We start from the raw sequence: 12265 nt of genomic DNA on the forward strand, positions 1-12265 counted from the left end.
GGGCAAGGGACTTGAGGTTGTGTACCGGTCCGCCGCGGAATCCGGGACAACTCTTGGTTGATCATTTTCGTGGTAGAGTATTAATGAATTCACAGAACGCCGCGAGCAAAAGGGGAATGGCGTGAACACCGAGAAGGTTACGGCTCGACGTCTTACGGCTGACGAGATTTCAGGCTTGGGGCCCCAGGACAACATTTTTGTTCCGGCAGAGGTGGACGGCCTCTCTCTCGACTGCTATGCCCCGGCATTCCTCACGGCGCCGGGCAAGGATTTCGAAGGCGGGTCCTTCGTCGCGAAGACGGTCTTCGGCGAAGAGGTCCACGTCCTCCCGGACAACGCCGACGAGGGCGGCATCTGGGCCGCCGACGAGGCGGGGGAGGCGATCGAGGTCCTGCAGAGCGCGGGCGTCCTGCTGAACCTCGCCCTCTTCGTACCCAACGGGAGCAAGGAGTCCCTGGACTCGCTCTACGCCTCCGCGCGTGAGGCGTTCGGCGCGGGCGTCGTCCAGCGCTGGAGCGAGGAAACCGTCGCGGTGCCGGACGTCAAGGTCGACCTGTACGAGGAGCCGGCCCGGGCGCGGAAGGGTTCGAACGGTCAGAACCGCGACCGTCGCGCCCTGGACATCTACCCCACCCGCGTACGGTTCCTGGAGCCCAGCGACGGCTGGAAGTTCATCGTCGAGCCGCACAAGGAGATCGTCGACGACACGCCGACGATCTGACCTGCTGGTCCGACCCGCTGATCGGATCTGATCCGACCTGACGCGACCCGGCTGGGATCCTCCCGGCCGGGCGCTCTGCGTTCGGGCGCTGGTGAGCAGTGGTCGCCGCGCGGACCCATCGACGCGAACACCGCCCCGCTCGCCTGCCGTTCGCCCCTGCGGGACACCTCCGTGGTCCTGCCACGTAGGCTGCTCGCGTTGGCCGACGCGGCAGAGTGGGGGAGCGGGCCGATGAGCGAAGTCAGGGATGCCTTCCAGCCGCTTCAGGCGGCGGATCCGCCGGTGGTCGGTGGCTACCGGCTCGTCGCGCGGCTGGGCGCCGGGGGTATGGGCAGGGTGTACCTCTCGTACACCCCGGGCGGCCGGCCGGTGGCGATCAAGGTCGTACGGCCGGAGCTGGCGGACGACCCGGACTTCCAGCGGCGGTTCGGCAGGGAGATCAGGGCGGCCCAGCGGGTCCGGGGGGCGTACACCGCCGAGCTGATCGACGCCGACGCCAAGGGTGAACCGCCCTGGCTGGCCACGCTGTACGTGCCCGGGCCGTCCTTGTCGGAGGCCGTGGCCCTGCGTGGTCCGCTGTCGACTCCGGCTCTGCTCTGGCTGATGGCGGGGATGGCCGAGGCGTTGCAGGCCATCCACGCGGAGGGCATCGTGCACCGGGACCTGAAGCCGTCGAACGTACTGCTGGCCGCCGACGGGCCGCGGGTGATCGATTTCGGCATCGCGAAGGCGACCGACGGGACCTCGTACACGACCACGGGGCGCGCGGTCGGAACACCCGCGTACATGGCCCCGGAGCAGGCGTCCGGGGAAGAGATCACCTCGGCGACCGATGTCTTCGCTCTCGCCCAGACCGCGGCGTTCGCGGCCCTGGGCAGGCCGCTCTACGGCGAGGGCCAGGGCGTCAACGTGCTGTACCGGATCGTGCACTCCGGGCCCGACCTCTCCCTGCTGCCCGAGCCCCTGCGTCCGCTCTTCGCTCAGTGCCTGTCCCTCGATCCGGCGGAGCGGGCCACTCCGGCAGAAGTCGTGGACTGGTGCCGGCAGCGGCTGGGGGGTGACGCCGAGAAGGGCGCCCCGGCCGTGTGGCGGGAGTTCAGCGAGCACGACGTGGTGATCCCGCCACCGCTGCCCGACCCCACCCCGGTACAGACGCGTATGCAGCCTCCGTGGCAGCCCCAGACGCAGCCGTGGCCACAACAGCGGCTCCCGCAGCCGCTGTTCGGCTTCCCCGGCCCCCCGGCTCCGCCGCAGCCGACGGCGGCGGAGCGCAAGGCGCGCAAGCGACGCATCGCGCTGACGTCCGCCGCGGGTCTGGTCGTGGGCGGACTGTTGGTGGCCTCGCTGGCCGGGCCGGTCGCGGACGCGGCACGCAAGGGCGTCCACCAGCTCTTCCCCGGGCCGTCGGCATCCGCCACGAGAGCGGGGGCGCGGCCGTCGACATCCGCGACGGGTTCCTCGTTGTCCTCCACCGACTCCTCCGACACGGTCACCGCCGGAGGCGCACCGGGATCGCCCTCGGCCTCGCCCCGGGACCCGAGGCCGCAGCCGTACCCACTGGTCAGACTGGGTACGGAGAACTCGGTGAACCTCGACGATCCGACCGTGGACGCGGACGGCCGCACGGGGGAGCTCCGCTTCGGATGCAAGATGGCGGGTTGCGAACTGGTGTCCCGTACAGCCGTGTTGGGGCTGATGCCCACGGAGACGGCCACGACCCTCGGTGACTGCCGTGCGTACCTGGAGGGCGACACGAACCACAGCCTCCCGCTCGCGGTGGCGGCCCAGGGGAGCGAAATCTGCATCAAGAGCGCCGAGGGCGACATCGCGCTGCTCGTGATCGAGGTGAAGTCGACCGCGGTGCCGGAGCTCGGGTTCGTCCAGGCGGACATCACGATCTGGCGGGGAGCGGCCCTGAAGGGGTGACCCGGCCCGTACGGGGCGGTCGGCGCCGCCCGGCGACGGGCACGGCAGCGTGGAGAACGAGGTGCGAGGTCACGTCAAAGACGGGCTGGACCAGGCGGAGTCCCGGCTGGTGCCGGTGCGGGTGGTCAGACGATGACGGGGATCGTCTCGGAGGGGTTGGTGGACCAGTTGGTGACGATGGGCTTGTCGACGGTGGCGGTGTCGGGGAGCTTGAGTTCGGCGGGGTCGGGATCGTCGTCGGTGGTGGCGATGATGACGCTCTCGAACTCCTTGCCGCCCTCGCTGTCGGTGGTCTTGGGGCTGATACCGGTGTACGCGACAGCGGATCCGGTGAGCTTGATGGGGTCTTCGCCGCCCTGTCCGACCGGGGAGGCGACTCCGTCGGCGCCGGAGCCGAAGGACACACTGGGAGTGTTGACGTCCAGGTAGCAGGTGATGCCGGACTTGGCCTTGGCGGTGACGAGGTAGTACCCGCCGGCCTGCGTCTTCGCGGTGACCGTGAAGTCCAGGTCGTTGGTGCCGCAGGACTGCCCGTAGCCGCTCTTCCCGCCGTCGCCGGACGCCGCGGTCTTGTCATCGGATCCGCTGGAGCCGGAGTCGGAGCTGCCGCTGGGGTTGGAGCTGCCGTTGGGGCTGGACGTGCTGGAACCGGAGCCACTGGAGCCGGACGCGCCGGCGGAGATTCCGGCGCCGGAAGCGGGACCGGAGCTTGCGGCGGAGGGCGCGGAGGAGCTACGGGCGTCCTCGGTGTCGTCGGCGCTGCAGGAGGTGGAAGTTGCGGCGAGAGCCGCTACGGCTGCGGCGGCGAGAAAGAGACGAGTGGAACGTGCGGCGAGGCGCGAACGCATCATGATCTCCAGCGGCGATTCGGTTGCGGTGCTTCCTGCTTTCACCGATGACACTACGGCCGAGTCGATATGGAAATGATCCTGGACATGTCCGGTTTCTGTCTCAGCGACAACGGATCCAGGAAATGGCGTCCGGCTTGCAATTCCCGGCACAGGGGCGGAATTCCCGGCACAGGGGCGGGCCGATACCGGCCACGGCCCCCGGCAGGCCGGGCGGTACTGCCCGCCCCGGAGAGACACGGACGGTCGGCTGTTCCGGTACGCCCCGGGTCTGCGGTCTGCAGGCCCGGGGCGAAGTCGAGAGGCCCACCGTGAGAAGCAGGCCGTGAGAAGCCCGCCGGGAGGATCAGCGCAGTCCGGCGAAGAGATCGTTCTCGGGCACTGCGGCGCCGGTGGTGTCCTTGACGCGGTCCCTGGCGCCGTCCTTGACGCGTACGAAGGTCTCCACGCCCATCAACTCGGCGAACCGCTCCTTGCCCATCTTGAGGAAGAAGATGTTCTCGCCCTGGCTGGCGTGTGCGGCCAGGGCGTCGAACTTCTGACCGCTGAACGCGGTGGTGTCCACCCACGTGGTGATCTCGTCGTCCGGGAGGCCGATCTCGGCCATCGCCGCCGCCTCGGCGGGATCCGGCTCCGGCATGTCCTCCTGGAACTCGCGCAGGGTCTCACCGAAGCGCTGCATCATCGAGCGCGGCATGGTCGTCCAGTACACCTTCGGCGTCAGCGCGGTCATCTCCAGCGCGGCCATCGTGATGCGGTGGGCCTGGATGTGGTCGGGGTGGCCGTAGAAACCGTTCTCGTCGTAGGTGACCACCACGTCGGGTCGGTAGTGCCGCATGAGCTCCGCGAGTCGGGCAGCGCCTTCCTCGACGGGGGTCCGCCAGAAAGAGCCGGGGGCGTCGTTGCTCGGCCAGCCGACCATCCCGGAGTCCGCGTAGTCCAGCGTCTCCAGATCGCTGATCTTCAGGACCTCACGGCTCGCCTCCAGCTCCCGGCGGCGCATCGAGGCGACAGCCGCCGGATCATGCCCGGGGTCGCCCGGTTTGACGCCTCCCGGCCCGTCACCGCAACCACCGTTGGTACACGTCACGAGCACCGTGCGGATGCCCTCCGCCGCGTACCGCGCGAGAATCCCTCCCGTTCCGGTGGCCTCGTCGTCGGGATGGGCGTGCACTGCCATGAGGGTCAACGGCCGGTCAGTCATGAAAGAACAGTCCTCCTGCGGAATTACGTCTTGGTCTGGTCCGAGTGCACGGCGGGTGAACCGCGATGCCGGGCCCAGCCGATCATGGCGGACCGGACGACCGCGTGGACCGGACGACCTCGTGGCCGCCGTGTTTCCGCCCGTGCGCCGCCGGCCCCTCCGTTGTAACCGTGCCGACGGGGTCGACTGTTCCCGACGTGACTCCCTGGCCATGCGGGAAGGTCGCCCCCGAGAAGCCGCCGCAGGCATCGACGGGGCGGCAACGGGTGGTGTTCGGGGCTCGTAGAAGAGTCCGTCGCGGAGCAAGGTGAACAGGGATGCTGATGCGCGGGCGGGCGGGCGGGCGTAGCGGTCGGAGGTCGGATCCGGCGCGCGTCCTGGCAGGTAGGCGACCTTGCGGCCGGTGGCCCGGGCGACGGCCAGGGGCAGGGAGACGATGAAGGCCGGCCGGTCCACATCCTGCCGGGCCGGAGGCCAGAGGCCCCCTTGCAGGATCGCGAAAAAGGTAGCGGGTCGCGGTGGATGTTCATGCCCGGTGCGGTGGCGGCCGCGCTGATCGCGGCGGGAGCAGTCGGCTACCGCCGCCGGTGCGGTGGTGCGTCGAAGGAGATCGTCCTTCACGACGCAGCGGTGGACGCCAGAAGCGAAGGCGTATTCAATTCTCCATTGCCGAGGAGAAGATCAGTTCGCGAAATGTGTTGCGGATATCCACCAAGGGCTGCCTGTCGCGCGTGTAGTACAGCTTGTTGGTGAGGAGGACGGCCCAGCGGTCGGCGGCGGGGGAAATCCACATGCCGGTGCCGGTGAATCCGTAGTGGATCCAGATGTCGTCGGCGTGGCTCGTTCCGGGCGCCGGGTGCCAGAACAGGCCGCGGGCTGGTTCGAGACCGCTGGTCTGGATGGCGAGCGACTGGGCGGTCCAGTCGGAGCCGAAGCCGACGGCGGAGCCGGCCGTCGCCGGGGTGAGCATGTGCCGCAGGAAGCCCGCCAGGTCCTCAGCGACGGTGAAAGCGCCGGCGATGCCGCAGACCCCGCCCAACAACCGGGCCGAGAAGTCGTGGGCGACGCCCTTCAGGTGGGTGTCGGTGCCCTGGTCCAGTTCGGTGGGGGCGCTGCGGGCGACGAGTTCGGTGGGCAGCGGGCCGAAGCGCGTCGTGTTCATGCCGAGGGGGCGCCAGGTCCGTTCGGTGGCGAGCTGGTCCAGGGGCATGCCTGAGAGGTGTTCGGCGAGGAAGCCGAGGATCAGGGCGGCGCGGTCGGTGTACTCGACGGCTTCGCCCGGTGGCCGGTGCAGTGGCTCGCGCAGTACGCCTTTGCGGATGTCGGCGTGGTCCGTGCCGTACTGGTTCTTCAGCTGGGCCCGGAGGGGAACGCCGGCGGTGTGGGTCAGCAACTGCCGCGCGGTGATCCGCCCGAGCTCGTACTCCGCGACGTCTGGCCAGTACGAGCCCAGCCGGGCGTCGAGGTCGAGGCGGCCGTCCTCCCAGAGGGCTCCGATCGAGGACCAGACGGCGAGGATCTTGGTGAGGCTGGCGGCGTCGAAGACGGTGTCCGGGCGCATCCGGTGTTCCGGTTCGTCCGGGTCCAGGACGCCCGTGGCGCCGCCGGCTCGGATGCCGGTGGAGTCCCCCACGGCCCAGACCGCACCGGGGCAGACCTTGTTGCGGACGCCTTCGTCCAGCAGGGCTTGAATGCGGTCGATCATGGTCTCCCTTTTCAGTGGCCGTGGGGTCTCCGTTGCCAGCGTATGGACGCTGTCGCAGCAGCCGATGGTTCGACGCGGCTCCCTGCGTGGGCAGTTAGGGGCTCAGCGTGCGGAGGGCGGCCTGCGTGGCGGAGGGGGGACCGGCGAGGCATGCCGACCGTAGGACAGGCAGCAGTCAGCAGGCAGCAGGCAGCAGGCTGGAGGTGCGCGTGCGCTGGAGTTCGGGCTACGGCACCGGGGCGGACGAAGTCGCCGGGGCTCAGGAGGCGCCGAGCGCTGGGCTACCGGCGGCAGGTCCGGGGCCCGCCGGCGACCGCCAGATTCACGACTGGCCGCGCGGGAAACCGGGAAAAGCTCTGCGCTGCGCTGGATTGCGCCTCAATTGGCCTGAAAATCACCAACGTTGATCACGAAATCATCACGCTAGCGATCGTTCCCCGACGGTCTCGTCAACTGCGGGTAAAGATTTGATCGCTTCGTCTGGGGGGGGAGTGGCTCCGGATCAGGCGGCGAGGCCGGTCCCGGTCTCGTGAACCTCATCGAAACCAGGAGTCGCCATGCGTACGTCGCGAAATATCTGCAAAGCCGCCGCCGTAGTGGCATGTGCGGCTGTGCTTCCTCTTGCCGCCGCACCCATCGCGTCTGCCGAAGACGCTTACAGCGGTAAGCAGGGAGGCATTTCGCTGTACTCGATCGACAGTTACATGCAGGGCGTGGTGTCCGGTTTCAGCTCCAGCAAGACGGACATCGGCACGGCCCCGACGATCATCGACTTCTACAAGTGCGTGACCTCGGACCACGGGTACGCGACCGAGTCGACGCAGATTCAGCTCATCAACTACAACTACACGACCCCGAACGAGAACTGGGAGAAGAAGACGTTCACCGCCTGCTTCGGCGGCGGCCAGTCTCACGGTGAGTGGACCGGCCGCAAGGGCGATGACCTGTTCTTCAAGGTCAAGGCCGTGAACGGCAACACCTCCGTGGGGCCGACGCTGACGGTCTCGCGCGTGCACATGTGGTGATCTGACGCACGACACGGCCCGCACCGAACCGGTGCGGGCCTCCCACCACAAGAGAGTGCGCACCATGCCCATCGGCTTTCAGTCGGTCGACTTCGGCTATCGCCGTCGCGTCCCCGTCGTTCAGCGATTCACCATCGACTTTCCGCGCGGGCGGACGGTGTTCCTCGGTCCCAACGGTGCGGGGAAGTCCACCGTGCTGTCGCTGGCCGCTTCCGTGCTGCGGCCGGATTCGGGCACCGTTGTGTACGGGAGGAAGACGACCACGCGGCGTGGTGACCTCACCGCGTTCCGGCGGCGCATCGCCTGGCTGCCTCAGCAGATCGAATCGGTGCCCCGGCTGACCGCCCGCGAGCAGGTGGCGTACGTCGGGTGGCTGAAGGGCATGAACCGGCGGGACGCCTGGGACCGTTCGCTCGGCGCGCTGGAACGGGTCGAGCTCGCCGATCTCGCCGGCCAGAAGGTCCGCCGGATGTCCGGCGGGCAGCAACGCCGGATAGGCGTCGCCCAGTCACTGGTGCACGAGGCCGAAGTCCTGCTGCTGGACGAGCCGACGGCCGGGATGGACCCCCGCCAGCGCCGGGTCTTCCACGAGATCCTGAGCGGCCTCGACCAGCATGTGGTGCTCTCGACGCACGACGTAGCCGATCTGGAGGAGACCTACGACCACGTCGTCGTGCTGGACCGCGGGACCGTCCGATTCGCCGGTGAGGTACGCGATTTCCTCGCTCTCGCCCCGCACGGCACGGCGCCCGGGCGCCTCGCGGAGGCCGCGTACTACGCCACCGTCCGGGAGGAGGGGCCGGTATGCGCCTAGCGACGGCGTTGCGTACGACCGGCGCTGTCTGGATCGCGCCGCTGGTCCTCGGATGGGTGTGGCTGGTCACCGCTCACGAGGCGTCGAACGAGCCTGCCTACTGGGCGGGGAACACGGTTCTCGTCGGGCACACCCTGCCCTTCTACGCCCCTGCCTGCGCGGCGTTCGCCGCCTGGGAGGCCGGGCGCCTGCGACGGGCGGGCGTTTACCGGCTGGGGGCGGTGCGCGGCCGGTACGCCATCGCGTGCGGCGTGCTGTGGCCGGTGGTGCTGCTCGGCGTGGCGGCGGTCGTGGCGTGCCTGACCACCGTGCGACTGCAGACGGGTACGGCCCACGACTGGCCGCACCCGGGCGTTCTGGCCATGGCCGGGTACCTCATCGTCGTCCACACGGTCGTCGGCTACGGCCTGGGCATGATGCTGCCGCGCATCCTGGCCACCCCCGTGATCCTCGTCGTGGACTATCTGTGCCTCGTCATGCCCGTCACGGTCACGTCCCCGATGTGGCTGCGGGAGCTCACCGGGTGGCTCGACGCCCCTTACGGTGACGTCACGATCACGGTGAACCCGATGGCCCTGGTGGTGCCGATGCTGATGGCCACCGGCTTTCTGGCCGCTGTCCTGGCCAGCGCGGAGATCGCCCGGTGGCGTCGTAACCGGTTCGTACGGATCGGGGCCGCGGCCGTCGTGTCCGCGGTCTGCCTCGGTGTGTTCACCGCTTCGGCCGTCGCACCCGTGCGGGACTGGACCGGGGACCCGCCGCCGCAGGCCCGCACCGACGCGCCGGTGTGTGCCGACGGCTCGCCCCGGGTCTGTGTTCCCCTGGAGGCGGCCGCCAGCCTGGGCCCGCTGACCGAGGCGTCGAAGGAGGTCGTTCCCCTTCTGGTGGGTGCGGGGCTGAAGCCGCCGGAGGAGCTCGCCTTCGTCTCCGAGGCGGCCCACATCGACAAGCAGACGTGGCGGCTCTTCCTCTACAGGGACATGCGCGACGTGGATCTGAAGGCCAGCGTCGCGGCGTCGGCTCTTCCCGTCATCCCGCCGTGCGACACCTCCACCGACGTCCAAGAGGGGGACGTGGGCACGCTCGCGGCGTGGCTCATGGTCAAGGCCGGCCTGGACGAGGAGGCGATCCGGGGGCAGTACAGCGAGAAGCGAGCCGCCGACCCGCGCCTGGCGTCCGTGGTGCGGAAGGTGACGAAGCTGTCGCCCGAGGAGCAGCTCTCCTGGTACACGCGCAACGTCAGGCTGCTCCAGCAGTGCAAGCCCGCTCCGGAGACCATGCCGACTGCCCCTTCCGCGGAAGGGTGATCGGATGCTGTGGTGGGTGAGGACCCGGCAGGTCCCTGTTCTGGTGGTCGCTCTGGTGGCCTACGCGGCGGTGACCGGGGCCGCCGGTGACACGCTCGTCTCGCTTCCGTCCCTGGGGAGTGAGGCGGCCAGGCCGATCGTGCTCTTCGCGCCGCTCATCGTCTGCATCGGGCTCGCTCACGTCCTCGGCAGCAGGCTCCGGTCAGCCGAGGCTTCGGGTTGCCGTCCGGTCGCCCGGTTCGATCAGGCGCTGGTCCTGGCCACCGCGCTGACCGCGATCGCGGTGGCGCAGGCCGTCGCGGTGCTGCTGGACGCCCCCACCGCGAATACCGCCGGTCGCAACACCGCGTTTCTGGTCGGGCTGATGCTGGTGGCCCGCCGGGTGGCGGGATACCAGGTGGCGGTGATCGTTCCCGTCGCCTGGGTGATCACGATGATGCTCCTCGGCAACACGGGGGGCAACGGCGAGACCCAGCCGTGGACCATCATCCTCATGCCCCCGGACCACCTGCCCGCCGTCGCCGCCGCCACCGTGACGCTGGCGCTCGGGGTCGCCTCGGTTCCGGCGTCACCGCTGCTCCGCGCCACGGCCTGAGCCGTCGCGGCGTCCCGCGCGCCCGGGTTCGGTCCGGGACGCCTCTGGGACGGGAAGTCCTGGTGGGACGCGCGACGCGGCCTTGAGCATGAGTCCTGTCCGAGTCACGGGCTGTCCTGTCGGGGCGGCCCGTGACCGCTCACACGATGGGACCTTCCATGATCAAGACCGCCCTCCGGCGCGGAGCCGTCGCCTTCGGCGCTGCCGCCATCGCCGTCACCTCGCTCGCAGGGGTCGTTCAGGCCGACGTGGGTGTCCCGTACGTCAAGCCCGATCAGCGCGGCGGCGCGGTCGTCCGTGTGCAGGAGGCAGTGCAGTTGGCGGGGTACTGGATCGTGCGCGCACCATGCACGACATCAAGGCCATGATGGCCAAGGAGCGCCCGGCGGCCGCCGTCGAACAGGTCGACGCGCTCGCCGACGCCATGGGGCCGAGGTGGCGGCTGATGGTCTACTACGGCGCCATCGGACCCACGCGCCAGGAGGAGCAGGCCGCCCGCCGGCGTCCCGACGTCATCCTCGAACCCCCTCGCGGTCGAGGTCCGGGACGCTGCACCCGAACTGACCACCGGGCGTCGCGTCGAAGGCGACACCAAGTCGGTCGCGGGGAGGCGAACCGTCTCCCTTCCGGCCTTCCTGTACATCGAGGTGAAGCGACACCTCGATTGGTACACCGAGAAGGAACCCGACGGACTCCTCTTCGTCGCGGAGAGGGGAGCTCCCTTCCGCCGGTCCACCTCCGGCCGCAAGTGGCGCCGGGCCCGCGCCCAGGTCGGCCTGCCGGAGGGTTTCCACTTCTACGACCTCACCGTGTCCACCCAGTCCGGCGCCACGCTCGAGGACACGATGGTCCGCGCCGGCCAGTCCTCGGAGAAGGCTGCGCTGATTTACCAGCACTCCGACGGGGAGCGGCGGCAGGAGGCTGCGAAAGGTATTGATGCCAAGTTCTGTGCCGTCATGCAGAAGGCGGTAGCTGAGGCATCGCAGGTGCATGAAGTCTGATGGGATCCGACAGTGGCGGTGCGATGCTCTGCCGCACCGCCCGCGCCCGAGTCCATGAAGCGAGATGGTTCTAAGAAGTGGGGCGTCTTCGAGGAAACAGCCGTATTGCGCTCGGTGCTCAGGCTGAGCCGCAGGCGCCGCCATGATTGAGTCTCTGAATCCTATGCGGCTGTGGTGGGTCGCTTGAACTCCCAGTGGATCTCGGGGCGGGCCATCGCGAGCCTGCGGAGCATGTTCTGGAACCGATTCTCATTGACCTGAAACTGCCCGTGCGGGTCCTTGCTGAGCGCGTCCATGATGTAGTCGAGCGCCGCACGCTCTTGCGCCTCGGAAGCGAGCACACTCACGTCGAGGACGAGGAGTTCGGGCCTGTAGACGACGAAGGCCCAGCGCTCGTCGGAGTAGAGCAAGCGCTCTGGGAACGTGCGCAGACCTCGGCGCACGATCTGAGTGCGAACAGCCTGCAGGCGCGTGATCCGCAGACGATCCATCCCTTCCCGGTCGCGCACCCAAGCATTGCGGATGACGGCCGAGCCGTTGTTCTTGTCCACCGCAGCTTCGATCGAGTCGAGCGTGCTGGTGCGTATGTAGACCATGGACGCGCCTCTCCTGCTAACCGTTCGTTAGCAGGAGACATCGTCACCTTCACAGCGCCTCCATGAACCGAAATCCTGAGTTTCCAACCCGCAAGGCCGGCTTGAGTGGTAATGCGGATGGTCGGCGGTGGTCTTCATCGGTGTCAATTCCCTCGAACTGTGGAGCCCTTCCTATGCAGCCAGCCCCTCGGTGAGGTCGGCCCAGTATTCGCGTTCCTAGTCGATCGGACTCTTGAAATCGCACACGCTGTGTAGCCGACGAGGGTTGTAGAAGTCGGTGATCCAGGTGGCGATCCTGATCCAGGCCTCGGCCCGGGTGGCGAAGGTGCGCCGGTGGACGTATTCGACCTTGAGGACGCTGTTGAACGCCTCGCTCACCGCGTTGTCGAAGCACGATCCCACGCGCCCCATGGACCGGAAGACGCCCAGCCTGCGGCAGGCACGGCCGAACTTCCGGGACGTGTGCTTCCCGAAACCGCAGACCTTGCGGAGGCAGCGAGCGCTGGGCGGTGATCCCATGGCG

12 protein-coding genes and 1 pseudogene are annotated in these 12265 nt (G+C 68.9%); 8 read left to right on the forward strand and 5 right to left on the reverse strand.

What is annotated here, in order from left to right:
• Window positions 1-121: 121 nt before the first annotated feature.
• Window positions 122-721, forward strand: a complete 600-nt coding sequence (locus OG599_RS17890) for a hypothetical protein (RefSeq protein ID WP_327176974.1) — start codon at window positions 122-124, stop codon at window positions 719-721.
• Between the two features lie 231 nt (window positions 722-952).
• Complete coding sequence (locus OG599_RS17895) at window positions 953-2647, forward strand: serine/threonine-protein kinase (protein ID WP_327176975.1); 1695 nt, start codon at window positions 953-955, stop codon at window positions 2645-2647.
• Window positions 2648-2772: 125 nt separating this feature from the next.
• On the opposite strand, the gene OG599_RS17900 is transcribed toward OG599_RS17895, so the two are convergent.
• The 3 genes from OG599_RS17900 to OG599_RS17910 form a co-directional block, all read right to left on the reverse strand.
• Window positions 2773-3495 (reverse strand): hypothetical protein, encoded by a 723-nt coding sequence (locus OG599_RS17900; RefSeq protein ID WP_327180079.1) that lies wholly within the window; start codon window positions 3493-3495, stop codon window positions 2773-2775.
• A 346-nt stretch (window positions 3496-3841) separates the two neighbouring features.
• Window positions 3842-4699, reverse strand: a complete 858-nt coding sequence (locus OG599_RS17905) for a PIG-L family deacetylase (RefSeq protein ID WP_327176976.1) — start codon at window positions 4697-4699, stop codon at window positions 3842-3844.
• A gap of 655 nt (window positions 4700-5354) precedes the next feature.
• Entirely contained in the window at window positions 5355-6404 is a 1050-nt protein-coding gene (locus OG599_RS17910) for a serine hydrolase domain-containing protein (RefSeq protein ID WP_327176977.1), read from the reverse strand.
• Window positions 6405-7108: 704 nt separating this feature from the next.
• Here OG599_RS17910 and OG599_RS17915 point away from each other — a divergent pair.
• From OG599_RS17915 to OG599_RS17940, 6 genes and pseudogenes are all read left to right on the forward strand, one after another.
• Window positions 7109-7429 carry a hypothetical protein gene (locus OG599_RS17915; RefSeq protein WP_327176978.1) on the forward strand — a complete coding sequence of 107 codons (321 nt, stop codon included), beginning with the start codon at window positions 7109-7111 and terminating at the stop codon, window positions 7427-7429.
• Between the two features lie 64 nt (window positions 7430-7493).
• Entirely contained in the window at window positions 7494-8243 is a 750-nt protein-coding gene (locus tag OG599_RS17920; protein ID WP_123460230.1) for an ABC transporter ATP-binding protein, read from the forward strand.
• Window positions 8234-9550, forward strand: coding sequence for a DUF7224 domain-containing protein (locus OG599_RS17925; protein ID WP_327176979.1), 1317 nt, complete (start codon window positions 8234-8236; stop codon window positions 9548-9550). Before OG599_RS17920 ends, OG599_RS17925 begins: the two co-directional genes overlap by 10 nt.
• 16 nt (window positions 9551-9566) lie before the next feature.
• The gene (locus OG599_RS17930) at window positions 9567-10145 is read left to right on the forward strand and encodes a hypothetical protein (protein WP_327176980.1); all 579 of its coding nucleotides are present in this window, start codon (window positions 9567-9569) and stop codon (window positions 10143-10145) included.
• A gap of 158 nt (window positions 10146-10303) precedes the next feature.
• Entirely contained in the window at window positions 10304-10513 is a 210-nt protein-coding gene (locus tag OG599_RS17935) for a hypothetical protein (RefSeq protein WP_327176981.1), read from the forward strand.
• 2 nt (window positions 10514-10515) lie between these two features.
• Window positions 10516-11146 (forward strand): annotated as a pseudogene (locus tag OG599_RS17940) (tyrosine-type recombinase/integrase); the annotation flags it as partial.
• Between the two features lie 161 nt (window positions 11147-11307).
• On the opposite strand, the gene OG599_RS17945 reads toward OG599_RS17940, so the two are convergent.
• The gene (locus OG599_RS17945) at window positions 11308-11742 is read right to left on the reverse strand and encodes a hypothetical protein (RefSeq protein ID WP_327176982.1); all 435 of its coding nucleotides are present in this window, start codon (window positions 11740-11742) and stop codon (window positions 11308-11310) included.
• Between the two features lie 216 nt (window positions 11743-11958).
• Complete coding sequence (locus tag OG599_RS17950) at window positions 11959-12261, reverse strand: integrase core domain-containing protein (RefSeq protein WP_327176983.1); 303 nt, start codon at window positions 12259-12261, stop codon at window positions 11959-11961.
• Window positions 12262-12265 lie beyond the last annotated feature (4 nt).

The organism is Streptomyces sp. NBC_01335 (genome assembly GCF_035953295.1).
Taxonomy (GTDB): domain Bacteria; phylum Actinomycetota; class Actinomycetes; order Streptomycetales; family Streptomycetaceae; genus Streptomyces.